The 23582-nt window shown below is 58.1% G+C and carries 30 protein-coding genes and 1 tRNA gene; 14 read left to right on the top strand and 17 right to left on the bottom strand.

The features are described from left to right. Positions 1 to 149: 149 nt before the first annotated feature. Positions 150 to 1169 carry a helix-turn-helix domain-containing protein gene (locus tag ACR0L1_RS01145; protein ID WP_170769342.1) on the bottom strand — a complete coding sequence of 340 codons (1020 nt, stop codon included), beginning with the start codon at positions 1167 to 1169 and terminating at the stop codon, positions 150 to 152. A gap of 272 nt (positions 1170 to 1441) precedes the next feature. Here ACR0L1_RS01145 and ACR0L1_RS01140 point away from each other — a divergent pair, with 272 nt between their 5' ends. The 6 genes from ACR0L1_RS01140 to ribD all read left to right on the top strand — a co-directional run bounded on the left by ACR0L1_RS01140 (position 1442) and on the right by ribD (position 5024). Next, on the top strand, positions 1442 to 1879 hold the full coding sequence (locus ACR0L1_RS01140) for a thiol-disulfide oxidoreductase DCC family protein (RefSeq protein ID WP_170769343.1): 438 nt from the start codon (positions 1442 to 1444) through the stop codon (positions 1877 to 1879). Beyond that, positions 1880 to 2416 (top strand): DUF4166 domain-containing protein, encoded by a 537-nt coding sequence (locus tag ACR0L1_RS01135; RefSeq protein ID WP_480856718.1) that lies wholly within the window; start codon positions 1880 to 1882, stop codon positions 2414 to 2416. 84 nt (positions 2417 to 2500) lie between these two features. After that, positions 2501 to 2905 (top strand): hypothetical protein, encoded by a 405-nt coding sequence (locus ACR0L1_RS01130; protein WP_170788423.1) that lies wholly within the window; start codon positions 2501 to 2503, stop codon positions 2903 to 2905. A 17-nt stretch (positions 2906 to 2922) separates the two neighbouring features. After that, positions 2923 to 3336 (top strand): secondary thiamine-phosphate synthase enzyme YjbQ, encoded by a 414-nt coding sequence (locus tag ACR0L1_RS01125; RefSeq protein ID WP_170788424.1) that lies wholly within the window; start codon positions 2923 to 2925, stop codon positions 3334 to 3336. 120 nt (positions 3337 to 3456) lie between these two features. Beyond that, the gene (gene nrdR, locus ACR0L1_RS01120; protein WP_008756450.1) at positions 3457 to 3927 is read left to right on the top strand and encodes a transcriptional regulator NrdR; all 471 of its coding nucleotides are present in this window, start codon (positions 3457 to 3459) and stop codon (positions 3925 to 3927) included. Further along, positions 3924 to 5024: a bifunctional diaminohydroxyphosphoribosylaminopyrimidine deaminase/5-amino-6-(5-phosphoribosylamino)uracil reductase RibD gene (gene ribD, locus ACR0L1_RS01115; protein ID WP_480856715.1), complete on the top strand. Its 1101-nt coding sequence runs from the start codon at positions 3924 to 3926 to the stop codon at positions 5022 to 5024. Before nrdR ends, ribD begins: the two co-directional genes overlap by 4 nt. On the opposite strand, the gene ACR0L1_RS01110 is transcribed toward ribD, so the two are convergent. From ACR0L1_RS01110 to ACR0L1_RS01100, 3 genes are read right to left on the bottom strand one after another with little or no spacing between them, the layout of a single operon-like run. Next, positions 5021 to 7015, bottom strand: a complete 1995-nt coding sequence (locus tag ACR0L1_RS01110) for a capsular polysaccharide biosynthesis protein (RefSeq protein WP_480856713.1) — start codon at positions 7013 to 7015, stop codon at positions 5021 to 5023. The genes ribD and ACR0L1_RS01110 overlap by 4 nt on opposite strands. Then, positions 7015 to 8148, bottom strand: a complete 1134-nt coding sequence (locus tag ACR0L1_RS01105; RefSeq protein ID WP_170769347.1) for a polysaccharide biosynthesis/export family protein — start codon at positions 8146 to 8148, stop codon at positions 7015 to 7017. The genes ACR0L1_RS01110 and ACR0L1_RS01105 overlap by 1 nt, the downstream gene beginning before the upstream one ends. A 31-nt stretch (positions 8149 to 8179) precedes the next feature. After that, on the bottom strand, positions 8180 to 9520 hold the full coding sequence (locus ACR0L1_RS01100; protein WP_480856711.1) for a capsule biosynthesis protein: 1341 nt from the start codon (positions 9518 to 9520) through the stop codon (positions 8180 to 8182). A gap of 141 nt (positions 9521 to 9661) precedes the next feature. Between ACR0L1_RS01100 and ACR0L1_RS01095 the strand changes: the two genes are divergently transcribed. From ACR0L1_RS01095 to ACR0L1_RS01075, 5 genes are all read left to right on the top strand, one after another. Next, a complete protein-coding gene (locus ACR0L1_RS01095; RefSeq protein ID WP_170769349.1) occupies positions 9662 to 10249 on the top strand; it encodes a riboflavin synthase in 588 nt (195 codons plus the stop codon). Between the two features lie 103 nt (positions 10250 to 10352). After that, complete coding sequence (gene ribB, locus ACR0L1_RS01090) at positions 10353 to 11474, top strand: 3,4-dihydroxy-2-butanone-4-phosphate synthase (RefSeq protein ID WP_480856709.1); 1122 nt, start codon at positions 10353 to 10355, stop codon at positions 11472 to 11474. A gap of 2 nt (positions 11475 to 11476) precedes the next feature. Next, complete coding sequence (locus ACR0L1_RS01085) at positions 11477 to 12028, top strand: 6,7-dimethyl-8-ribityllumazine synthase (protein ID WP_480856707.1); 552 nt, start codon at positions 11477 to 11479, stop codon at positions 12026 to 12028. Then, positions 12025 to 12507, top strand: a complete 483-nt coding sequence (nusB, locus tag ACR0L1_RS01080) for a transcription antitermination factor NusB (RefSeq protein ID WP_170784329.1) — start codon at positions 12025 to 12027, stop codon at positions 12505 to 12507. Before ACR0L1_RS01085 ends, nusB begins: the two co-directional genes overlap by 4 nt. Positions 12508 to 12563: 56 nt before the next feature. Next, the gene (locus ACR0L1_RS01075; protein WP_170352750.1) at positions 12564 to 12869 is read left to right on the top strand and encodes a hypothetical protein; all 306 of its coding nucleotides are present in this window, start codon (positions 12564 to 12566) and stop codon (positions 12867 to 12869) included. A 214-nt stretch (positions 12870 to 13083) separates the two neighbouring features. On the opposite strand, the gene ACR0L1_RS01070 is transcribed toward ACR0L1_RS01075, so the two are convergent. Further along, positions 13084 to 13509 (bottom strand): SRPBCC family protein, encoded by a 426-nt coding sequence (locus ACR0L1_RS01070; RefSeq protein WP_170769354.1) that lies wholly within the window; start codon positions 13507 to 13509, stop codon positions 13084 to 13086. Next, positions 13506 to 13826 (bottom strand): ArsR/SmtB family transcription factor, encoded by a 321-nt coding sequence (locus ACR0L1_RS01065; RefSeq protein ID WP_170750564.1) that lies wholly within the window; start codon positions 13824 to 13826, stop codon positions 13506 to 13508. The genes ACR0L1_RS01070 and ACR0L1_RS01065 overlap by 4 nt, the downstream gene beginning before the upstream one ends. A gap of 114 nt (positions 13827 to 13940) precedes the next feature. Between ACR0L1_RS01065 and ACR0L1_RS01060 the strand changes: the two genes are divergently transcribed. After that, positions 13941 to 14372 carry an MmcB family DNA repair protein gene (locus ACR0L1_RS01060; RefSeq protein ID WP_170784335.1) on the top strand — a complete coding sequence of 144 codons (432 nt, stop codon included), beginning with the start codon at positions 13941 to 13943 and terminating at the stop codon, positions 14370 to 14372. A 4-nt stretch (positions 14373 to 14376) separates the two neighbouring features. On the opposite strand, the gene ACR0L1_RS01055 is transcribed toward ACR0L1_RS01060, so the two are convergent. Continuing rightward, positions 14377 to 14565 (bottom strand): DUF6324 family protein, encoded by a 189-nt coding sequence (locus ACR0L1_RS01055; RefSeq protein ID WP_170769357.1) that lies wholly within the window; start codon positions 14563 to 14565, stop codon positions 14377 to 14379. Between the two features lie 77 nt (positions 14566 to 14642). On the opposite strand from ACR0L1_RS01055, the gene ACR0L1_RS01050 reads away from it, so the two are divergent. Next, positions 14643 to 15125: a GNAT family N-acetyltransferase gene (locus ACR0L1_RS01050; protein WP_480856704.1), complete on the top strand. Its 483-nt coding sequence runs from the start codon at positions 14643 to 14645 to the stop codon at positions 15123 to 15125. A 47-nt stretch (positions 15126 to 15172) separates the two neighbouring features. Beyond that, positions 15173 to 15249, top strand: a tRNA-His gene (locus ACR0L1_RS01045). A gap of 85 nt (positions 15250 to 15334) precedes the next feature. Here the strand turns inward: ACR0L1_RS01045 and ACR0L1_RS01040 are convergent. From ACR0L1_RS01040 to ACR0L1_RS00995, 10 genes are all read right to left on the bottom strand, one after another. Then, on the bottom strand, positions 15335 to 15733 hold the full coding sequence (locus ACR0L1_RS01040; RefSeq protein WP_170788434.1) for a hypothetical protein: 399 nt from the start codon (positions 15731 to 15733) through the stop codon (positions 15335 to 15337). A 112-nt stretch (positions 15734 to 15845) separates the two neighbouring features. After that, complete coding sequence (locus ACR0L1_RS01035) at positions 15846 to 16652, bottom strand: ABC transporter permease (RefSeq protein ID WP_170788435.1); 807 nt, start codon at positions 16650 to 16652, stop codon at positions 15846 to 15848. Further along, entirely contained in the window at positions 16649 to 17536 is an 888-nt protein-coding gene (locus tag ACR0L1_RS01030; protein WP_170769835.1) for an ABC transporter permease, read from the bottom strand. Before ACR0L1_RS01030 ends, ACR0L1_RS01035 begins: the two co-directional genes overlap by 4 nt. Positions 17537 to 17604: 68 nt before the next feature. Beyond that, positions 17605 to 18318, bottom strand: coding sequence for a transporter substrate-binding domain-containing protein (locus tag ACR0L1_RS01025; protein ID WP_170769361.1), 714 nt, complete (start codon positions 18316 to 18318; stop codon positions 17605 to 17607). A 32-nt stretch (positions 18319 to 18350) separates the two neighbouring features. Then, the gene (locus ACR0L1_RS01020; RefSeq protein ID WP_170769362.1) at positions 18351 to 19127 is read right to left on the bottom strand and encodes an ABC transporter ATP-binding protein; all 777 of its coding nucleotides are present in this window, start codon (positions 19125 to 19127) and stop codon (positions 18351 to 18353) included. Between the two features lie 125 nt (positions 19128 to 19252). Next, on the bottom strand, positions 19253 to 19996 hold the full coding sequence (locus ACR0L1_RS01015) for a phosphate/phosphite/phosphonate ABC transporter substrate-binding protein (protein WP_480503366.1): 744 nt from the start codon (positions 19994 to 19996) through the stop codon (positions 19253 to 19255). A 5-nt stretch (positions 19997 to 20001) separates the two neighbouring features. Beyond that, positions 20002 to 20439 (bottom strand): tellurite resistance TerB family protein, encoded by a 438-nt coding sequence (locus tag ACR0L1_RS01010; RefSeq protein WP_170769364.1) that lies wholly within the window; start codon positions 20437 to 20439, stop codon positions 20002 to 20004. A 20-nt stretch (positions 20440 to 20459) separates the two neighbouring features. Next, a complete protein-coding gene (locus tag ACR0L1_RS01005; RefSeq protein WP_170769836.1) occupies positions 20460 to 20909 on the bottom strand; it encodes a tellurite resistance TerB family protein in 450 nt (149 codons plus the stop codon). A gap of 103 nt (positions 20910 to 21012) precedes the next feature. Then, on the bottom strand, positions 21013 to 21780 hold the full coding sequence (locus ACR0L1_RS01000) for an isocitrate lyase/PEP mutase family protein (protein WP_480856701.1): 768 nt from the start codon (positions 21778 to 21780) through the stop codon (positions 21013 to 21015). Positions 21781 to 21874: 94 nt separating this feature from the next. Further along, entirely contained in the window at positions 21875 to 23518 is a 1644-nt protein-coding gene (locus tag ACR0L1_RS00995; RefSeq protein ID WP_170788437.1) for a CTP synthase, read from the bottom strand. Positions 23519 to 23582 lie beyond the last annotated feature (64 nt).

The raw sequence follows: 23582 nt of genomic DNA, 5'->3' as shown, positions 1-23582 counted from the left end.
AACCAAGGCGCCTTTTTTCATTCAGATGACCGTTCCAGAAAACGCTTTGGCAGGATTTCACAAGTTCTGAGCAGCAGCGGCACTTACCTCACTGTTGTCCACTCATGGGACGGACCGGGGCGAGGCATCTGCGCCGATGACCCCCGGTCTCACCCTTGGGGTGGAGGATCCAATCTGCTGCGGAACGTGCTTGGGGCTTGCCCGGTCCAGCGCTTGAAAGCGGTGGAGAAGGCGGGTTGATCGGCATAGCCAAGCGAATAGGCAATCTCGGTCAAGTTCATTCCGTTGGTGATGAAGGTCTGCGCTAGATCGCATCTGAGGTCATCGACGATCTCGCGATAGCTGGTTCCTTCATCCTTTAATCGACGCGCAAAGGTACGGGTGCTAAGACCCAAATTGGCGGCGGCTTCCTCGGCTTGCAGGATTGCACCAGGAAGGGATCTGGTGATCAGCCCTTCGACCTGCGCGCGCAATTTCTGTTTGGGTTGGCGTCTGTCGGCCATGACGCGATCCCCATACTCCAACAGATGCTGACGCAATTTGGGGTCATATGTCGGGACAGGTAAATCTAGCGTTGATAGGGCCAGAATGATCTCGAGCCTCTCGGTTCCGAAAGAGACGGGAAATCCTGCAAGCTTCTGATACTGCGCCTTGTTTTCCCCAACTTCGTGCTGAAAACACATTTCTATCGGGTAAAAATCAATCTGGGTAAGGTCGCGCATACGTGAAAGACCGGCGAACATCAGAAACTCGGTCCGGCGATGAAAACGGGCATAGCTGGCGTCCTTCCACTCGGCCTCGATCGTGGCAAAGTTCCCGGCCACGCGCAGACTGAAGCGCAGGGCGGGATCAATAAGGCCATGATAGCGGGCCGCGTTTTCCAGTACCTGCTTCAGATCGCGAGAGTATTTGCTGACATAGGCCGTCAGGCTCGAGGATGATTTGAAGGCCAGCCCCGCTTGCGCGGCAAACGTCGGATCGCCTAGGGCATCACAGGCATACCTGGTGAACAGAGCTTCGGTTTTTGCGCTGATCCCGCTGTTTAGCGCTTCGACCTCGGGCCGGCTGAGCCCACATTTCTCAAGCAATTTGTTGGCGACAGAATTGTCCGCCGCTTTCTGATCAAGCGTTCGGGTCAATGTCTGAATGCGGGCGATGTCGACGTCCATAGGTTCATCATAGCCTGTTTGCCCAGATTTTGCATCTATGCTGCAACGACCATTGTCCGGTTGTCGAAAAAGCTTGGCGCAAAGTCACAAGCGCATTTTCTACTAAGGCATTATCTGAGCCTCGTTGCCGGGTTAGAACCTTCTCGGGGATGAGGTCGAGCCCAGTCCGGACACAAAACGGATTGTCAGTGGCTCCCCGGCACACCCGTGTCCAATTGTGTCGCATTGCTCCATTCACGCAACCAGCGCAAAACTGGCGTGAAAAGGGCGACATGCAGCATTTTGATCTGACCAGCGTGACGAAAGACCAGGACGTAATCGTTTTCGACGGCGAATGTGTCCTGTGTGCTGGTTTTTTTCAGTTCATGCTAAGACACGATAGGCTGGCTCGGTTCAAATTCGTCACGGCGCAGTCGCCGCTGGGGCAGCAGATGTATATCAGTCTTGGCCTGCCAACCGAGGATTTTGAGACCAATCTGGTCATTGTTGATGGCCAGGTGTTCCAACGTCTGGATGCTTTTGCTGCAGCTATGCGGGCTTTGCCAGGTTTGTGGCCGGTTCTTGGGCTGTGCCGCTTTTTGCCAAGAATTATGAAAGACCCGGTCTATTTTGCAGTCGCGCGCAATCGCTACAGGCTATTCGGGCAAAGGCCTAGCTGCCTGATACCAGACGCGGCAATCCACACGCGTTTTCTGCCCGGAGGGTTCTGATTGGACCCGTTCTGGCAAGCCCTGCCAACGCATTCCGATTTGCCTGACGCGCTTCGCGCTCTGCACGAACATCCTGGCAAGTTTTCAGGGCGTTGTTCGGTCGAAGCCGGAACAAGTTGGGTCGTAAGATCAGCGCTATGGCTGGGTAGGTTCCCACCCGCGGCTAGCGACATTGCGATCCGCATCGTGACCCGACAGGACAATGAGACGTGGTTTTGGACGCGAGATTTTGCCGGGCATCTGATGCAATCGTCAATTCGGTTTGATCCAAAGACCATGTTGGTCTGTGAAAAGGCGGGCGTACTGACATTTTGGCTAAAACCGATATGGAACGGCGCAGAACTGAAATTGAAAATTCAGGGCTTGTCTGTTTTCGGGGTCCCATGTCCGGGCGTTTTGGTGCCCAAATCCTCGACCGTCGAATGGCAGGACGCGGTGGGTCGGTTCCGTTTTGACGTTTCGGCCAGATTGCCCGTATTGGGACTGCTCATCCGATATCACGGATGGCTAACGCCGGATCACGCGAGTCCCGACTGAGGCTGAATTGATCGTGAACCGCCTTTGACTGCAAGCAGCGTATACTATTTCCAGTCTTACCTCGTAACAGGAAAGAGTATGATTATGAAACAGGTTATGACATATGCCGCTTTGGCGGCAGTGGTGCTGAGTACGCCGGTCTCAGCGACGGGATTTGCACGACTTGGGTACCAAATCGCGTCCGTCAACAGCAACGTTTACGAAGTGATCCCGCGCGGTCGAACTGATGTGGACGGATATTGGTGCGCCGCTGCGGATTACGCGCGCAGAACATTGGGTGCGGGTTGGAAACAGCCGATCTATGTTGTGCGCGGCTATGGTCCCAGCGAAGCGACCGGTCGTCGTACGGCGGTCCAATTCTCGATCAATCCGCCAGCGGGTGTCAGCACCCCGACCAAGACTGTGTCTGTCGGGTTTGTCGCCGGTCAAAGCAGATCGGTTCAAAGTGCCAATTCGCTGTGCTACCGTCGCCAAATCTTTGACGACTAACGGAGTCTAGCGCCGTCTTGCAGACCGAGTTTATTATTTCGACGCGCGGACCGGGTTTGTATGAATTCACCCGCGACGTGTGTAACTGGCTCAACTCGGTCCAAGCAGACGGGCTTTTGACCCTGTTCGTGCGCCATACGTCGTGTTCTCTGGTGATACAGGAGAACGCAGACCCCGAGGTGCAGACGGACATGAATGCTTTTTTTCAACGGCTGGTGCCGCCCTCGAACCATCCATCGATGTCTTACTTGCGGCACACTTATGAGGGCCCAGACGATATGCCTGCGCATATCAAGGCAGCCTTGTTACCTGTGTCGCTGACTGTCCCGGTGGCGAACGGTCGCCCGGTTTTGGGAACGTGGCAAGGGATCTACGTTTTTGAACATCGCTCCCAGCCGCATACCCGCAAGGTCGCGGCGCATTTTGCTTAGAATCAGGATATTGCGGTAAAATTTTCCGACTACCCAAACCCTAGCGGCTGCCCTATAGTTGTGGATAAGTAAGCCACAGCGCTTACAAAAGAGGCGGATATAGGGACGAGGAGACGGCGGATGCGCTGCCCGTTTTGCGGAAATATTGACACACAGGTGAAAGATTCACGCCCGGCTGAGGATCACGTTGCGATCCGCAGACGTCGCTTTTGCCCGGCATGTGGCGGGCGGTTTACCACCTATGAACGGGTCCAGTTGCGCGATCTGGTCGTGATCAAGACAAACGGCAAGCGCGAAGATTTCGACCGCGACAAGCTGGAACGGTCGATCCGTATTTCGATGCAGAAACGGCCCATTGACCCCGAGCGTATCGACCAGATGATCTCGGGCATCGTTCGGCGGCTGGAAAGCATGGGCGAGACGGATATCCCCTCGAACAAAATCGGTGAGATTGTCATGGAAGCTCTGGCACGGATCGACACCGTCGCCTATGTACGCTTTGCAAGCGTATACAAGAATTTCCAGGCGGCCGATGATTTCGAGGAATTCGTCCACGAACTGCGCCCGCCGCAGCCTTCGACGGACGAGTGAGCGACTCAGATAAGCGATATATGGCGCTGGCCCTGTCTTTGGGGCAGCGCGGACAGGGGTTGTGCTGGCCTAACCCGTCTGTGGGCTGTGTCCTTGTGCGGGACGGTCGGATTGTCGGGCGCGGTTGGACGCAGCCCGGCGGTCGCCCGCATGCTGAAACCGAGGCACTGAAACAGGCTGGTGACGCGGCTCGCGGTGCGACGGCCTATGTCTCGCTGGAACCATGTGCGCATCATGGCAAGACACCTCCCTGCGCGCAGGCGCTGATTGCTGCGGGTGTTTCGCGCGTGGTTTCACCCATCGAAGACAGTGATCCGCGCGTGGCAGGGCAGGGCTTTGCGATGTTGCGCGACGCGGGGATCGAAGTCACGACCGGTGTCCTCTTGGATCAGGCCGAGCGGGATCACGCGGGCTTTTTCCTGAAGAACGAGCAGGGTCGCCCGTTTGTAACGCTCAAGCTGGCCAGCAGTTTTGACGGCCGTATTGCCACGTCGTCCGGGCACAGCCAGTGGATTACCGGTCCCACGGCGCGCCGAGCCGTCCACGCAATGCGCGCCCGCCACGATGCGGTGATGGTGGGCGCTGGGACCGCACGGGCGGATGACCCCTCACTGACGGTGCGTGATTTGGGGGTCCAGGCGCAACCGGTTCGCGTGGTGGTCTCGCGCCATTTGGACCTTCCCTTATTGGGGCAACTGGCCAGAACGGCCAAGGACATCCCGGTCTGGCTCTGTCACGGACCATCCCCCGACCTCGAGCGGGCAAAAGCGTGGGAGGGGTTGGGCGCGCGTTTGATCCCTTGTGCCTTGCACGATCATCAAATTGATCCCTTGGATTTGGTGCAGCAACTTGGGCAGGCCGGTTTGACCCGTGTCTTTTGTGAGGGCGGCTCGGCTTTGGCTGCGTCTTTGCTCGCGCAGGATCTCGTGGATGAGCTGATCGGTTTCAGCGCCGGGTTGACCATCGGGGCCGAGGGGCTGCCCGCGATTGGGGCGCTGGGACTTGAAACGCTGGAGGCCGCGCCCCGGTTTTCTTTGATGGAAACCCGTGCCATCGGGCCGGATATCCTGCACCGCTGGGAAAGATCCCTGCGCTAGCGCCGCCAGAGATGCGCGTAGGTCGCAAAGAGCCCTTGTAGTTTCGACAGTGCCCGTAATCCAGGCCGGTCGTTTTGATATCCCTCGGACAGACGTTGAACCGCAACTTCGACGGGGCAGGGTAGGCCGGTCACAGGATCAAGATAGCGCGGGTAGTCTATCAATGCGGCATGGACCAGCCCCAGCATTGACGGGCGCGCGCCGCGCCGCGCGGGAACTGAACCCAGGTCGGTCGTTAATCCCCAACCTGCATAGAATGGCGCGCCCAGAGTGGTCACGGGTATCCCACGCATCAGCGCTTCGAACCCAAGCAACGAGGTCATGGTCCAGACCTCGTGCACCTGCGCCAACAATGAGGCCGGATCGGTATCCGAGACGACGACGTCCACCAGATCGCGGGCGTCGATATTGCCACTGCGCAGGCCAGCCTCGACATCAGGATGGGGTTTGTAGATCAGCACTGCGTCCGGGTTGGCGGCGCGCACAGCGCGTAGCAAATCTGCATTGGTGCGGACATCGCTTGCCCCCAGCTGGATCGATGCGTCATCCTCGACCTGACCTGGAATCAAAATGCGGTGCCCATCGGGCAGGGCGGGGGCGGTGTCGCCTGTGTTGTATTTGCTGATCTGGCCCGAGATGATCTGCGCCACCAGCCCCTCGGCGCGCAGCTCCTGATCCGGGCGCAGGGTTTCGCGCCGGGCGATCAGGTTTTCCAATTGGCTGGGACGGGTTGGATCATAGTAGATTCCCAGATCATCCGTCGCCAGCGACAGAGGGGGCACTAGCCGGGCCCCCAGCCCCCGAGACCGCAGAAATCCATCCTCGACACGCACAACGTGATCCGTCGCCTCGGCTTGATTGGCCCAGACCATATGTGGTTGTTCGCCCGCCGTCGGAATATCCGGGGTGAACCTGACTTTTTTCTCGCGCCCGAACATCTGTTGGATGTGTTTACGTTTCCACAAACGCATCCCCGAGGCGGTCCACCCTCTGTGATCCTGCCGCCATGCGCGGGTCTGCGCTTCGAGCGTGTCCAGAACGGTTTCCAACTGACAGAGCTGATCTCGGAATGGGTCGTACCATGTCGGGTACAAGATCATCGCCGCCGCGAATAGCTGCGGTCGTGTCAAGTTGCGCTGGCGACGGGGCAGGTAGGGCTCGTCCTGCGTCAATCCCCAACCGGCATAGAATGGCAGGCCAAAGACACGCGGTTTGTGCCCGGCCAAAATGGCCTCGAACCCGAATTGCGACGACAGCGTGTAAACGCCAACGGCGCCTTCCAGCAGGGTCCAGGGACTGATCGGATCGCTGAACAGTGTGACCCGGTCTTTCTCATCATGGTCCGAGTAATAGCCGGGGCGGTGGCCTTGGATGGTTTCGGGATGCGTTTTGATCAGGACGCGGGCGCAGGGGTTCTCCTCTTGCGCCATCACCAGCATTTCGCGAAAGCGCGCCAGATCCCCGCCACTGGCCTTGACCGAGGCGTCATCGCGTGCCTGATCAACGACCAAAACATATCCGGGTTCAGGTGGTTCGATGTTCGGGTGATAGGCCGAGTATTTGCCAAGATGTCCGTCACGCAAACGCTCGATCCCGCTACGGGCGCGGTTCAGAAGGGCGGTGTCGTCCAGCGGGTGTGTGGCCAGAAGTGTCTCAAGCTCAGAGGGTAGCGACGGGTCGAAATGCAGGCCCGACCGGTCCAGCAACAGACCCATAGGGACTTCTCCGCTTCGACCGGGATGAAGAGAGCGCAGAAAGGCATCTTCGACATGCAGGATGGGTGCGTCATACCTTTCTGCCACCCATCGGCCACGATGCGCGGTGGGGCTGTCGCCCCAGACACCCACCAAGTCGCCGTCTTTCGGCAGGCCGAGGCGGATGTCGTAACCTGCAAGCGTCAGGATTCGGCGGATGCGGCGTTGGGTCAGAAACCCGCCGTTGTAGACAAGCAGTCGGGTCCGACTGTCCCCGGCTGTTGTGCCGGAATACATCAGCCGCCTGTCAGCGTTGTGACATTTGCCAGCGGTGTCAGGCCGCCCGCGATCAGCGAGATGGACTTGCTCCACTGTGAGTAGGGGGCTTCGGTGACATAGATCGTGTCATCATCGCGGATGACGAAATCGCGCGCGATGAACAGCCCGTTGGGTGCGGTGAGGTTCAATAGGTAGATCATGCGCTGATCCCCTTGCAGATCAGGCTGCCCCATGACCGCACGTGCGATTTCTTCGCGTTCCTTGCGCAGCACGAAAATACCGGTTGGGTCTGAGGACAGAGATTGTAAGCCGCCAACCTGGGCCAAAGCCTCTAGGGCGGAAAGGTCCTGACTGTCAAAGGCTACCCGCGATTGCCCGCCGGTGGCGCCAAGCGCCACGTAAGAGCGGGTGTCCGCCTCGATCAAGATGCGATCTCCGGCGCGTAGCGCGACGTCCAGTTTGGGATCACTGAACAAGTCGTTGTACCAGACCGTCCCCCGCTGATCGCCGCGTATCAGTGTGACCAGAGCGATATCGGAACCGACCGAAACACCACCAGCCCGCGACAGCATCCCACTGAGCGTTCGGGTCGGGCGTTCGATCGGGTAAATGCCCGGAGACGCCACTCCGCCAACCAAAGATACGGTTGACCCATCCCCCGCAGCGCGGCGTACTTCGACTTGCGGATCAGGGGTTTGCTCGCGCAGCTTGTCGGTGATGACGATGCGCAATTGTTCCGGGGTGTTGCCCGCTGCGCGGACCCGCCCGGCATATGGGACAAAGATGAAGCCCTCGCTATCGACCTGCACTTCGTTCAGGGATGTGGCCGCGCCCGCCTGAACCGACAAAAGGCCGTTGTCGACGTTTTCCCAAATCGACAGACCGAGAACATCGCCGGGGCGCACCGTGTCTGCCGTCAGATTTGGCGCGCTGCGAAAGGCTGCTGAGAACCCGAATTGTGGGATGGCCGATGTTTCCTTGGTGACGCGGTCATCCACCTCGACGACAAAAGCGTTGCCTCCATTCGCGGTGGAGCCCGCTAATATTTCGGATTTATTAGGACCAGATTTGGGAAGCTGGCACGCCGCCAGCAGACCGAAAGCGGCCACAAGGGAGACCCCCCGTACCCAGCGGATGGGAAAGCACTGCACTGCCGAATATCCTCAGTCTTTTTTGTTTGTGTCAGGCTAACCGGTTCGCCGCACGACTTCCAGTCTCAACCCGTTCGAGTCCTTGCACGATTTTCAACTGTGGCCTCTCGGTCTCGTTCAGCAGGGTTTGGTAGGGATCATATTGGTTCAGCATCAAATCAGCCGCACGGCGTAGCAGCTGTCGACGCCCTCGCACCGAGTAGAAACCACCCGGAATTTGGCTGGTCTTCAGCAAAAACCGGCGATAGCTCCGGTAGGCGTCCAGATCGGGCCGGGTGGGATTGGCAAAAAACGCCTCAAGCGGTTGTTGCGAGACGAATTCCGCCTTGTCATAGACCGACCGTCCAAAAATGCGCAGCGGTATGCCGCGCCAAAGCACCTGCTGTCCTGCTGTCGAGTTGATCGTCACGGCCGAGCTGGCCTCATCCAACAGACGGGCCAATTTGCCGCCGGGGACATAGTGCACCCTGTCGGCAACCCCATAAGAGCGGGCCAGATCGCGTGTGCGTTGTCGCAAAGGCTCCCGATGATTTTCCAGAGGATGTTCCTTGACCACCAGTTGGTGATGCCGGAGCGCACCTTCGGCAAAACCGCGAATGACATGTTCCAGAAACTCGCTCATTCCGTTGAAATCCGAATGCGCCTGTACTGAGCTGTCATGCCCAAGTTGCAGCAACGCCAGATGGTAGGGCTGCCCTGTCCGGCGCACGCGCTGGGTGGCCCAAAAGCGTTGTAGCCTGTGGAAGGGCATCAGCATGAAGCGTTTAAAATAAAGCAGAAACTCCCGTGAGACGGGTAATTCCCGGTGACGGCGGAAATTACGGTAGCGTTGGTTCAGAAACAGGACGAACCAATGATAGAGCGCACCATAGAAAATATGCTCACGCATGTCGCCCCAATGGGAAAGCGGAGGCGATGTCTGAGTGTCAGTCTGTTCCAACGCATCCTGCATCTGCGTGATATCCATGGACATAAGCCGCGAGTTCCCGTTCGAGCCCGCCCTTTCGTACGTCACCCACCAGGGGCGAAGATACCCTTCTTCGAACACATGCACTGTCAGCCCGTTTTCTTGTGCGATTTCAGCAGCCTGCGCGTGGATCGGTCGCGTGTCGCCATAAAGCACCAGATCTGTGACGCCGAGATCCGTTATCAGTCGGGTGAATTTGTCCGGCCAATCTTCAGGCCTGCCGCGAAATGGGATATAGCTGCCCCGGTCGAACCAAAAGGCTCGGTCGCCAGCGTTGAACCCCACGCGCCACACCGTCGCCCCTGTTTTGCGCAAAATCCGCCCCAGCGCGTTGAAGAACGGGCCGTGCGGTCCTTGCAGGAACAGAAAGACGCGTTGATCCGCGTCTGTGGTGATTGGTGGCATGAGGACTGCTCGTGTGGTGTTATGGCTAAATTTATGCCCGTTTCCATCATTCCCGGCAAGGCAGGGCTTGCCCGCCATGGCGGTTACGCTTACCTCGACAGGGACAACGGGTCATAGGTTAGCAAACCAAGGGTAAAGAAAATGTTCACTGGGATCGTCACAGATATCGGAACCATTACCGAGTTAGATCAGCAGGGCGATTTGCGGGCGCGCATTCAGACGGGCTATGACACCGCTGGGATTGATATCGGCGCATCCATTGCCAGTGACGGCGTGTGCTTGACTGTGATCGCGCTGGGCGATGACTGGTACGATGTCCAGATCAGCGCCGAGACCGTGTCGAAGACCAATCTGGATGGCTGGAAACTCGGGAAACGCGTCAACCTTGAACGCGCCTTGAAAGTTGGCGATGAACTCGGCGGGCATATCGTATCGGGCCATGTGGATGGCGTGGCCGAAATTGTGGCCATGCAGGACGAAGGCGACAGCACCCGCGTCACCCTGCGCGCTCCCAAGGACTTGGCGCGGTTCATCGCGCCGAAAGGATCTGTTGCGCTGAACGGGACGTCTTTGACCGTCAATGACGTGGACGGATGTGACTTTGGCATCAACTTCATCCCTCATACCAAAGAGGTGACAACCTGGGGCGATGTTGCGGTCGGAGACAAGGTGAACCTTGAGATCGACACGCTGGCTCGTTACGTCGCGCGTCTGGCCGAAATGTCCTGAGTTAAACGCCGCGTTCTGACCGGTTCGGGACGTTTGCAGACTGGTCTTTGCGCGCGGGGTGGTCTATCCACCCGTGCAAACATGCTCTGCGAAAGGCTGCCCAATGAGCTTTGAAACCCCCGGACCCGTCGAGGCGCAACTGCGCGACGTGATCAGCCCGATTGAAGAGATCATCGAAGAGGCGCGCAAAGGTCGGATGTATATTCTGGTCGACCACGAAGACCGTGAGAATGAAGGCGATCTGGTTATCGCCGCCGAGTTTGCGGATGCCGAGGCGATCAACTTCATGGCCACCCATGGGCGCGGCCTGATCTGCCTGCCGATGACCGCGGAACGGGTGGATGCGCTGGGCCTGCCGATGATGGCGGTGAACAATTCCTCGCGTCATGAAACCGCGTTCACCGTGTCGATCGAGGCACGCGAAGGTGTGTCGACCGGGATTTCCGCCACTGACCGCGCCTTGACTGTTGCGACGGCCATCAATGAACAAAACACGATGGCGGCCATTGCCACCCCGGGCCATGTCTTCCCCTTACGCGCCAAGCGGGGCGGGGTGCTGGTGCGTGCGGGCCATACCGAGGCTGCGGTTGATATCTCGCGCTTGGCCGGGCTGAACCCTTCGGGCGTGATCTGCGAGATCATGAAGCCCGACGGCACAATGGCGCGTCTGCCCGATCTGGTGGAATTCGCACAAACCCATGACATGAAAATTGGTACGATCAGCGACCTGATCACCTACCGATCCCGCAATGACAATCTGGTGGTCGAGACGTCGCGTGAAACCGTCAATTCGGAATATGGTGGCGAATGGGAGATGCGGCTGTTCACTGACCAGCTTCATGGCATCGAACATGTGGTCATGATCAAAGGCGACATCACCACGCCCGAGCCCGTTCTGACCCGCACCCATGCTTTGCACGAAGCGCCGGATATCTTGGGCCTCGGGCCTAAATCTTCGCGCGAACTGCCGCGTGCGATGGAGAAGATCGCCGAAGAGGGGCGCGGCGTCGTCTGTCTGTTCCGCCAACCGCGCAACTCGCTTTACGCGGTCGAGGATGAAGGCCCTCGGACCATCAAACAAACAGGACTGGGGTCTCAGATCCTGTCCAAATTGGGCATTCACGAGCTGGTGCTGCTGACCGACTCGCCCGAAACCGTATATCTGGGGCTCGACGCGTTTGGCCTGTCCATCGTCGGCACCCGTTCCATCCTCAAGGAAGACTGATCGTGGCTGAACAAGACAAACACGGCGTCCTGCCGACTCCGACATTCGACAAGCCGGTGAAACTGCTGCTGGTGGTGGCTCCGTTCTATCGCGCTATCGCGGACAATATGGTCGCCGGTGCGAAAGCAGAGATCGAGGCCGCAGGCGGCACCTGTGAAGTGGTCGAAGTTCCCGGCGCGCTGGAGATTCCCACCGCCATCGCAATGGCCGACCGTCAGTGCGATTTCGACGGCTATGTTGCGCTGGGCTGCGTTATTCGCGGCGAGACCACGCATTATGAAACTGTCTGTAACGACTCCAGTCGGGCCATCCAACTGATGGGTCTTCAGGGTCTACTGATCGGCAACGGTATCCTGACCGTCGAGAATGACGAACAGGCCGAGGTCCGCGCCAATCCCAAAAAGATGAATAAAGGGGGCGGGGCAGCCGCTGCGGCCTTGCATCTGATCGCGCTCAGCCGTAAGTGGGGCTCTTCCAAAAAGGGCGCGGGCTTCAAGCCGCCGTCCGAGTCCATCCTTGTGGCGGGCGACAGCAACGGATCCACGACAGCATGACCCAGACAGACGCGCCGAAACCGGCCAACCAGAAACGCCTGATGAAATCCGCCGCCCGGCTTTACGCCGTGCAGGCGCTGTTCCAGATGGAGCAGTCAGGCCAGACGACCGAAGCAGTCGTGACCGAGTTTCTGGATCACCGTTTTGGTGCCGTTTATGAGGGGGAAGAGATGCTGGACGGCGATATCCGCCTGTTCCGCAAACTGGTCGAGGACGCCGTGAACTATCAGGCCCCCATCGACCAGATGACCGACCGCGCGCTGGTGGCCAAATGGCCCATCGCACGTATCGACCCGACCTTGCGCGCCGCTTTCCGCGCCGCCGGGGCCGAACTGACCCAGAGTGACACGCCGCCCAAAGTGGTTATCACCGAATTCGTCGACGTGGCCCGCGCCTTTTTCCCGGAAGGCAAAGAGCCGAAATTCGTGAACGCTGTACTGGACCACATGGCGCGCGAGGCTCAGCCCGAGGCGTTCTGACGCCTTTACTCAGAGCATCCGAAGGCTACGCTTGTGACCAAACAAGGAGTGCCGCTATGCCCAAGCTCATTCGTCTTTATATCACTCAGGTTATCTGGGGATTTGTGATCTCGGCCGTATTTGTCGGCGTGCTGTTGGCTGTGAACGTGGCCAATCTGCGCGGGTTGATTTGGGGTTCGGATGTTGGGTTGGTGGCACTCGTCATGATCTGGTTCATGAACGGCATCGTTTTTGCAGGTGTCCAGTTCGCCTACAAGATCATGAGCATGGCGGAAAGGCCGGGTGGTCCGCGCCGTGGATCACCCGTCGTTAATGTGTTCAAACCTGTGCTGGCCAAGCAAGGCTCACGCGCAGAGCGCTGATAATTTTAGAAAAATGTGGCGGGACCACCAGTCAACCGTGCGGTGTGATTCCCGAGGACCTGTATGTACAGGTGGGCGCCAGGTAATCAGGCCAGGACCTGAACAGAGCCAGCCCCCTCGGAATTGCTTAAGGCCACCAGAATGCTACCAGTCACAAGAAGGGCAGAACCCGCCAAGCGCTTAGTTAGGGCGTCTGACGGGCTGGCACAAGGGGTTAAGCGTCAACAGTTTCGTGCAGAGCTTTGCGCATCTTGCCGAAATGCTCGTCCCAACCGTTGTCCAGGGCCAGGATCAGGCCGAAAGCCTCAGCGCCCTGGGGCAGGCCTTCGTGCACCAAGGACAATCGTGTGCCGCCGTCTACGGGCTCCAACGTCCATTTGACCACACTGACGGAGTCTCCCATCGGTTTCACCGTGAAGGTATATTCAAGATACTGCGGCTTGCGCGCCTCGCGCACCTCTCCCCAGATCAAAAGATCGCCGCTTGTGGTTCCGAACATCTCAAGCTTTTGTCCTGCTGCCAGTGGGCGTTCGGGCTTGTGAAACCATTCGGCAAGGCGTTCCGGTTCGGTCAGATAGTCCCAGACAGTGTCCGGCTCAGCGCGCAGGAAGATGGTCTTTTGCAAAACTGCGTTGGTCATGTCTCTTTCCTCTCAATGGCTTCTTTCAAGTTACGCAGGCGCTCGTCCCAGAACTGATCAAAGAAGCTCAACCAATCCAGAACAGGGGCCATTCCCTTGGGTTCAAGACGGTTGATGCGTTCTCGCCCCCGAGCTTCGACCCGGATGAGGCCCCCGTCCGACAACACGGTCAGGTGTTTTTTGACGGCCGCTCGGGTCATGTCGAAGCAATCTGTCAGTTGCGCGATTGTCATATCCTGCGATGCAAGCATCTGAACGATGTCCCGGCGCGTGGGGTCCGCAAGCGCGCGAAACGCGTTTTGGATTTGGTCAGGCATCCGTTTCCTCATATCCGATACCATTTGGTTTCATATTTATTAAATACCATATGGTATCATGTCAACCGCAATCTCACCCTTGCAATTTGTTCACGAATTGTTCACATTTTCCCAATGACATTGGATCTACAACCCGGCCAGAAGCTAGCACGCGGCGTGGCGCGTCATCTCAGCGCGCACGGTTTTGTTTCTGTTGAGGAATTCGTGCCGGCGCGCGGGTTGCGTGTGGACGTTATGGGGTTGGGCCCCAAGGGTGAATTGTGGGTAGTGGAATGCAAATCCAGCCGGGCGGATTACCAATCGGATTCCAAGTGGCAGGGCTATTTGGAGTGGTGCGACCGATTCTTCTGGGCTGTGGATACCGAGTTCCCGACCGAGCTGTTGCCTGCCGAGACTGGTCTGATCATCGCCGACGCCTATGACGCCGAGATCGTGCGCATGGCCCCAGAGGATAAGCTGGCTCCGGCGCGCCGGAAGAAGATGATCCAGAAATTTGCAACCGATGCCGCCCGAAGGCTGCACGCATTGCGAGACCCAAGGCTTTAGCGCGTTAGCCTTTCACCGCCAGCGCGGCTTGCGCGGCAGCGCGAATCTCTTCGGCGATTTCTTCAGCCTCGTCGGGTTCGAAATCCATCGGAATCTCGACGCCATCAGCCTCGATGAACAGGCGCACCATGCCTTGGTCGGTCGGGCCGATTTGCAGGTTGGCCTGAATGTCACGTTCGGTGTTGATACCCATTTGCGCCTCCGGGGATGAGCGTTTGTGCTAGCGCGCAAAGACTTGAGAATCAAGCCGCTGATCGGGTCAGATGAGGAATGAACGACACGGTGATCAGACTTTTTCACCCATCAGACGTTCCGTGGCTGGTCGCGCAGCACGGCCTTCTTTACGAGCGCGATGAAGGGTTCGACAAAAGCTTTGCGCGCCTTGTGCAGCAGATACTGGATGAGTTTGTGGCAACCCATGATCCCTCCTGTGATCGCGGTTGGATCGCGGAACAGGCCGGCGTTCCTCTGGGCAGTATCTTCTGCGTGCGACTGGATGAGACCACTGCAAAACTGCGCCTGTTCTTTCTGATGCCCGAGGCGCGTGGAAAAGGTTTGGGTAAGCGCTTGCTGCATACCTGTATGGACCACGCCCGCGACACTGGGTTTGAGAAAATGTCGCTATGGACCCACGAAAGCCACCGTGCCGCTTGCGCGCTGTATCAGGCGACGGGATGGCAATTGACGGGTAGCAAACCGGTGCATTCTTTCGGGGTCGATCTTGTCGAACAAAGGTGGGAAATTCGGCTTTAATCCTCTTGCATTCCCTCGGCGCGTTCGGTACATCGCCCCTCACGAGTGCCGCCTTAGCTCAGTTGGTTAGAGCGCTGGATTGTGGATCCAGAGGTCCCCTGTTCAAGCCAGGGAGGCGGTACCATCTCCCTCATCGTCGGTTGAATAATTACAAGGCTGCTTGTCCGGCTGAATGCATGTGCATTGCTGTTCGCGGCGGCGATTTTTCCTTAGACCGAGATCTTACCAGACAGAATTCCTGCAAAGAACGTGATCAGCCAAAGCGCAACCCAGATCCACAGGAGCGGCTGTTTCTTGATCCGGCCGTGTCGGATCAAAGGAAAGGACAGGGCCGCGCCCGCCAGAGGGAACAGAGCCGTGAATGGCACCAGTGAAAATATCAGCGGCAACATGAAAGGCAGGGTAAAAGCTGCCATTAGAAACGACAGCCCGACATAGGCTAGTGTGACAACCGGGCCGGCCTGAGACTCGCCGACGAGGAACGGAATGGACGATACCAGCATCAGCGCCGCTGTTAACGGAGCCGAGATGACAAGCGCCAGGGCAGCACAGGTGCAAAGGCTGCGGAAAGGCTTGGTGGTATCAAAATTCCAAGTTCTGAGCTTCACGAAGAAACGCCTCGGGGTGTTGGCCGGCGAAGCTGCGGGGCCGCTCTGCGGTGGCGTGCTTTCGGGACCACTGCCAGAACCGCATCAAAGCCTGCGACAGGAATGGTGTGTCTCAGCGGGCCAGATTTAATCTCAACTTCATCTTGCTGCGTTTGGCCACGGGCAGGTGCCGGTTTAGGTGTTTGTTCACCAGCCCAAAGCCCCAGATCACCACTAGAGTCAGCAGAATGAAATAGAAGGCCAGAATAGGGTAGGGGATGAACGGATTGAACGTCTTGTCCGCGAAATAGCCCGCGTAATAAAGCGCATCGCCCCGTTGTTGCCAGACTGGGAAGGCCGAGAAGAAGACCAGCGTGGTGGCGTGGAACAAAAAGATCGCCTCATTTGTGTAGGCAGGCCAGGCAAGCCGCAGCATGGTCGGCCAAATGATACGGCGAAACCGCGACCAACCGGTCATTCCATAGGCGTCTGCAGCCTCAATATCGCCCTTGGGGATCGAGCGTAGGGCACCATAGAAGATCTCGCCTGAATATGCGGCGGTGTTGCAGAACAACACGATCAACGCTCCCAGCCAGGCAGAGGTCAGTGCGTCGAAGAAGGGAAAACTCTGCTTGAGGGACAGGAAGAAGAAGTAGGCAAAGAAAAACTGGATGAACAGAGGAGATCCCCGGAACAGGAAAATGAACCACTCGGACGGTTTGCGCAGCCATTTCTTGCTTGACGCTTTGCCAACGGCCAGCGCTGTAGCCAGAAAGAACCCGGTCGCCAGCGCCATGATCCCGAAATAAATATTCCAGATCATGCCCGAACCGATCAGGGTGAATTGCTCGCATAGTGTAAAATCATTGCGCGGCAGAAGGCGTTCACCGATGCCGACCGAGCGGAGCGCATAGTCCTGGATGGTCTGGATGCAGCTCATGCGGTGGTCTCCTTGCGCAGAAGCTCTCCGCCTGCGGTGGCTTGTCCGTGCGACAGGCGACGCATCAACCGTTCAAGGCCGATTTCCGAGACGCGGGTCATGCCCAGGTAAAACACGAGCAGAGCAAGGAAGTACCACATACGCCAGTCGCCGTGCGGGTATTGGGTGAATTTCGGGTTTTTGAAGGACCCCAGTTCGCGGGCCCAATAGACGATGTCTTCGATGCCCAGCAGGAACAGCAACGGTGTGGCCTTGATCAGCACCATCCAAAGGTTAGACAGGCCGGGCAGGGCGTAGACCCACATCTGTGGTACCAGAATGCGCCAGAATGTCTGGCGGCGGGTCATACCGTAAGCTTCGGCGGTTTCCAGTTGCGCATGCGGGACGGCGCGCATGCCGCCAAACAGAACATTGGCGGCAAATGCGCCAAACACGATTGAAAAAGTAATAACGGCCAGGAAAAAGCCATAGGTCTCGTGAACCCATTCGGGTGCAGTTCCAAGCGGCAGTTTGGCGGCCTGACAAACGATGAAATCATTGCCCTGTCGAACGGGGTCAGTCCATTCGGGGCAAAGAATCTTGTGGCGCGTCCATTCGAATGCCTGATCCAGCGCTATCACGAAGAACATGAAGAACGCGATATCCGGCACACCGCGAACGATGGCGATATAGCCTTTGCCCAACATGGCAAGCGGTGGAAAATGTGACCGCGCGGCCATGGCCCCCAGAAAGCCGAACCCCAATGCAACCGGGGCGGTGATCGCCAGCAGCAGCAGGACCTTGAAGAAGGATAGATAAAACAGCCAATGCACACCGTTGGTCAGGTAACAGGCAAACCAACGGAACGTGCCGAGTGTTTCGGGATCGGTGCAGAACGAGAAAATGGCGGGCCTCTTTGACTTGCAAGGGCTCTGAGGCGGCGCGCCCTAAGTAAGGCGCGCCGCAGAGTTTATCAGAAGGTCGAGGACACTTCCCACTTCGTGATCAGCGCGTTCAGGCTGCCATCGTCCTTCATGGACTGGATGGCCGCGTTGAACTTCTCTTTCAGCTCACCATCGGATTCGCGGATACCCATTCCGACACCGCCGCCCAGCGGAACGTCGTCACCCACAAAAAGCAGGCCCGAGCCATCTTCGGTAAAGGGTGCCAGGAACGACCGGTCAGCAAGGACTGCATCCGCTTCGCCGTTGCGCACAGCAGCAATGGTTTCCTCGGGGCTGGCGAACTCAACCAGAGTTGCACCGGAATCGGCCACATAACCCGCCTGAATCGTGCCGGTCTGGGCGGCGATCACGCCACCTGCCAGATCCACGCCATCAGACATGGCGATATAGGCCGACGGATCCGGCGGCGTGTAGTTCTGGGTAAAGTCGATAACTTCGTCACGCTCATCGGTGATCGACATGCCTGCGATGATTGCGTCGTAGTTGCCCGAGACGAGGTTCGGAATGATCGAATCCCAATCATTCTTGACCCACTCGCATTCCAGGCCCGCGCGTTTGCACAGCTCATCGCCCAGTTCACGCTCGAACCCGTCGATTTCGCCGGCGTCGTTGACAAAGTTCCACGGTGCATAGGCGCCTTCGGTGCCCAGACGAACGGTGTCCGCCATGGCCATGCCGGCGCTCAGCGCCAAGGCCGCAGTGGTCAGAATCAGTTTTTTCATTGGTTACTCCCCAGTTTAGTTCTGTCCTGAATTTATGCCGCCATAGTGGCGGATAGAAAGCCCTGAAGCCGTTCGGATTCAGGGGTGGTGAAGATATCTTCCGGCAGGCCTTCTTCTTCGATGAGGCCCTGATGCAGAAAGACGACATGGCTAGAGATATCAGCAGCCATCTTCATGTCGTGGGTCACGATGATCATGGTGCGGCCTTCGGCAGCCAGATCCTTGATCACCTTAATCACTTCCTGTTCCAGTTCGGGGTCCAGCGCCGAGGTGGGCTCGTCAAACAGCAGGGCCTCGGGCTCCATGCACAGCCCGCGTGCAATGGCAGCGCGTTGCTGCTGCCCGCCCGAAAGCTGCGCCGGGTAGACATCACATTTGTCGCCAATGCCCACTTTTTCCAGGTATTTTCGGGCGCTGTCCTCAACTTCGGCCTTGTCGCGGCCCAAAACGGTGACGGGGGCCTCCATCACGTTTTGCAAGATGGTCATATGGGACCACAAGTTGAATTGCTGAAACACCATCGACAGATTGGTGCGGATGCGCAGGACCTGTTTGGGGTCGGCGGGGCGGCGGTTGTGGCCCGAACCGCTCCACTGAACCGGTTCTCCCTTGAACAGGATTTCGCCCTGTTGGCTGTCTTCCAACAGGTTGCAGCAGCGCAGTAGTGTAGATTTTCCGGACCCGGATGAGCCGATCAGCGATACGACATCGCCGCGTCTGGCCGTAATATCCACCCCTTTCAGCACCTCAAGATTGCCGAAGCTTTTGTGTAGGTTCTTGATCTCGATGACCGGAGTGGAATCTGTCACGGGCGACCTGAGTGTTATTGGTGTTGGTGCGGTACTAGGGCTTAAAAATCAGCCTAATGCAATGCGCAAATGACATATATGAGGTCCGAAACCGTCAAATTGACCAGACGTTCTGGTCGAATCGATCAGGGATTGAGCAGCTTGGCAGCATCCTGCGAAGGGTTGGGGATGGCTAGATAGTCGCGGGCCGGTATCTCTATCAGATCCAAAAGGTGCAATGCATTGCGGTCGCGCGGGGATAAGGCGTTGATCGCACGCCGAACAGCTTGAGTTATGGCGGCCGCATCTTGAGTGCCCGATGTGATATAAGGCAGCGCCGGAGTGGGAGCTGTTGCCTCGACATCCCGCAATGCGGTTCCCAGCTTGGTGTGTTCCTTCAGCATCAACCAGGTTAGCGCATCCAGCGCTGCGAAATCGGCCAGACCGTCGGCAACAGCGCGCGCTGAGTTGGCATGTGCGCCTGTTTCCAAAGCAGACATCGGGCATAGGCCCAAAGCCTCCAAGTGTACCAAAGGTCCGGTCCATCCAGACTGAGAAAGCGGCTCATTATAGGCAAAAACACCACGTGATAGCTCGGTCAAGTCGCGCGGGTCCTGAGTTCTTGCCACAAAAACCGAACGATAGTGGCCCGGTGGGCATCCCGAAAGCCCATGATCCGGTGTTCCTACCAGTTGCACCTGATCTTGCAAATGGGTGCGATAGGGCATTCCGCAGGTCTGCGCGAACAACAGGTCAGGGCTTTGCCAAACCTCCCAAGCGTCGACATCGCGGGTCAGTTCGACAGGTCCATAGCCCAGATTGTCTCGGATCAGGGTCCAAAAGCGGTCGTGGGCAGGCCGCAGGCCGGGCATGTCGTACATGCCCAGCATCGCAATCACGACTTGGCGGCCTTTTGTCTGGCCAGCGCAGAATCCACATCGCTGACGCCAAGCAAGCTAACCACAAGTCGTAGCAGCGAGTCCTCCTCGCCGGTGCGGTGCCCATCAGCCAGCGCTACAGACCAGAGCGCCTGTACGACGGCCAGACGATCGTCATAAGCCACGGCTTCTTTGATGGCGCGGGTAAAGCGCACGGTATCGGGGGCCTCGGACTCAAGATCTTCGGCGCGGGCGCGCAGACCGGCCGCCTCGAACGGGGACAGGCCATAGCGTTCGGCGGAAATTCGGTCGATTCGCGCCATTTCGCTGTCGGCATAGTCATTGTCAGACCGCGCGATGCGCACCAGCAGCGCCGTTAGGGCAAGGCGGGCATCATCATCGACAAGTGGGTCGGGCTGGGGCTGCGTGAGCCGGGACAAGAAATCACTGAACATGGGTCAGATATAGATTGGGCCTAAGCCTCTTCCAAGCGCCTTTGCACACGTTCGCGGGCTGTCTGGCTGTCATTATAGCTGAGCCCCATCGAAATACGGGCCTCTTCCACGATTTTCATCTCTCCCTCATCTGACTTTCCGTCGGCCAACACGACTTCCCACAAGGCGTCAAGCGCGGCGAGGCGTTCGTGCAGATCTGTGGTTTCGCGGATCAGCTTGCCGAACGTGTCGGTTTCTGGCGCAGCAGCGTGTAGCTTTTCGCAGGTGGCGCGAACCTTGGCGGCCTCGATCGCGTTATGCTGATAGAGCCGCGCAAGAATGCGGTCGATCAGGCTGATCTCTTCCAGTTTATAGTCCCGGTCCGCTTGCGCGACCCGCACCATCAGAGCCCCAAGGGCCAATTCGGCATCGGGGTCGGGCAGGGCATCGTGTTGGGGCGGGCGAAAGGCCTGAAAGAACTTTTTCAACATAGCGTGAGGATATTCCATATTTTGTAGTCCGCCAAGCACGGACTACAGGTCATAGCCTCAAATTGACATTTCTTTGCCGGGCGTCGCCCTGCGTGGCGGGGCGTCAGCCCAAGGCCGCTGCGGCCTGTTCCTGTAGCCACGCCACCATTTTGCGATAGGGCACAGGGCCATAGCTGATCCGCGCAACCCCCAGCTTGGCCAAAGTTGCGGTGTCGGGAGTGCCGGGCAGGGCAATGATGTTCACCGGCAGATCCGTGGCCTCACACAGGCGACCGATCATGGCTTCATCCTTTAAACCGGGGGCAAAGAATCCGCTGGCACCTGCATCGGCATAGGCTTTGGCGCGTGCGATGGCATCATCCAGCATGGCGTCGTCATGGGTGTCCGGCTGCGCCTTGAGGAAGATATCGGTCCGCGCGTTGACAAAGGCTGGGATACCGGCGGCATCACAACCCGCGCGCATCGCGGCCATGCGGGTCGCCTGCGTTTCGATGTCAAACAGGTCCTTGGTCCCGACGATCTGATCTTCGAAATTGAACCCGATGACCCCGGTTTCCAGCGCGCGCTGCACGTTGTCCGAAATGCCCTGCGCATCCGTGGCATAAGCCCCTTCGAAATCCAGCGTCACCGGAAGGTCCACCGCACCGATGATGCGCCGAGCGTTGTCCAACACATAATCCATGGGAATGTTCTGACCGTCCCCGAAACCCTGCGCCATCGCAACTGGTGCGCTGCCCGTGGCCAAGGCTTTGGCCCCGGCGTCCTGCACGGCCTTGGCGCTGCCCGCGTCCCAGATATTGTAGAGGATCACCGGATTGCCCTTTTGATGCAGGGCGGCAAAGGTCTTGGCGCGGGTGGTTTGATCGGTCATGGCAGGGCTCCTGTCTTGAAATTTGAAGACAGTTAACCCTGCAATAAGGCGTTTCGAACAGAAAAATCGAAAGCGCCCCTCACTTTGAGGTGACTTAGACCAGACGCGACGTCTCTTTCGCAGCGCGTACGAAGTCGCGGAACAGAGGGTGGGGCTCAAACGGTTTGGATTTGAGCTCGGGGTGGTATTGAACCCCGATGAACCATGGATGATCCGACCATTCGACAATCTCGGGCAGACGGCCATCGGGTGACATGCCCGAGAATTTCAGGCCCGCTTTTTCTAACTTATCCCGATATTTGATGTCGACCTCATAGCGGTGACGGTGACGTTCTTCGATATTTGAGCCGCCATAAACCTCGGCCACCTTGGATCCATCCGCCAGAACCGCATCATAAGCGCCCAGACGCATGGTGCCGCCCTTGTCGTCGCCAACTTTGCGTTCGACCTTGTGGTTGCCCTGTACCCATTCTTTCAGATGGTACACCACGGGTTCAAAACGCTTTTTCCCGGCCTCGTGGTCGAATTCTTCGGACCCGGCCTCGGTGATGCCTGCTGCGTTGCGGGCGGCCTCGATCACAGCCATCTGCATGCCCAGACAAATGCCCAGGTAAGGCACCTTATGTTCGCGGGCATATTGGGCCGCCTTGATCTTGCCCTCGGTGCCGCGCTCGCCAAAACCACCGGGTACGAGGATCGCGTGGAAGCCCTCTAGATGCGGGGCGGCGTCTTCGGTGTCGAAAACCTCGGCATCGACCCATTCGACCTTGACCTTGACACGGTTGGCCATGCCGCCGTGGGTCAGCGCCTCGGCAATCGACTTATAGGCGTCTTCCAACTGGGTGTATTTGCCGACGATCGCCACCTTCACTTCGCCTTCGGCGTTGTGGATGCGGTCGCTGACATCTTCCCATTTCGCCAGATCGGGCTTGGGGGCCGGGCTGATCTGGAACGCATCCAGTACCGCCTGATCCAGACCTTCGCGGTGATAGGCCAGCGGGGCGTCGTAGATGGTGGACAGATCCTGCGCCGCGATCACGCTGTCCGGGCGGACGTTGCAGAACAGGGCCAGCTTTTCACGTTCTTTCTTCGGAATCGGGCCCTCAGAACGGCAGACCAGAATATCCGGCGCCAGACCGATGGAGCGCAGTTCCTTGACCGAGTGTTGGGTCGGCTTGGTTTTCAACTCGCCCGACGCTTTGATGTAGGGCAGCAGTGTCAGGTGCATAAACATGCACTGACCGCGCGGCTTGTCCTGACTGAACTGACGAATGGCCTCAAAGAAGGGCAGGCCCTCGATATCGCCCACGGTGCCGCCGATTTCGCACAGCATGAAATCGACCTCATCCTCTCCAATGGCGATGAAATCCTTGATCTCGTTGGTGACGTGCGGGATCACCTGAATGGTCTTGCCGAGGTAGTCTCCGCGACGTTCTTTCTCGAGCACGTTAGAGTAAATCCGACCCGAGCTCACCGAGTCGGTCTTGCGCGCAGCAACACCTGTAAAACGTTCATAGTGGCCAAGGTCCAGATCGGTCTCGGCCCCGTCGTCGGTGACGAACACTTCGCCATGTTCAAATGGCGACATCGTGCCGGGGTCAACGTTCAGATAGGGATCCAGCTTGCGCAGGCGAACCGAGTAGCCCCGCGCCTGCAACAAAGCGCCCAAAGCCGCCGAAGCCAGCCCTTTGCCCAAGGACGAAACCACACCACCAGTGATGAAAATAAAACGCGCCATGTTGTTCGGCTAGCTCCCGTGAGACGTCAAAATCAGCTGCCCGACGGTTTACGAAAAACCGCTG

This window comes from Ruegeria sp. J8, from assembly GCF_056531925.1.
The sequence above is the reverse complement of the archived record's forward strand: the minus strand, read 5'-3'. Positions and strand labels throughout refer to the sequence as shown.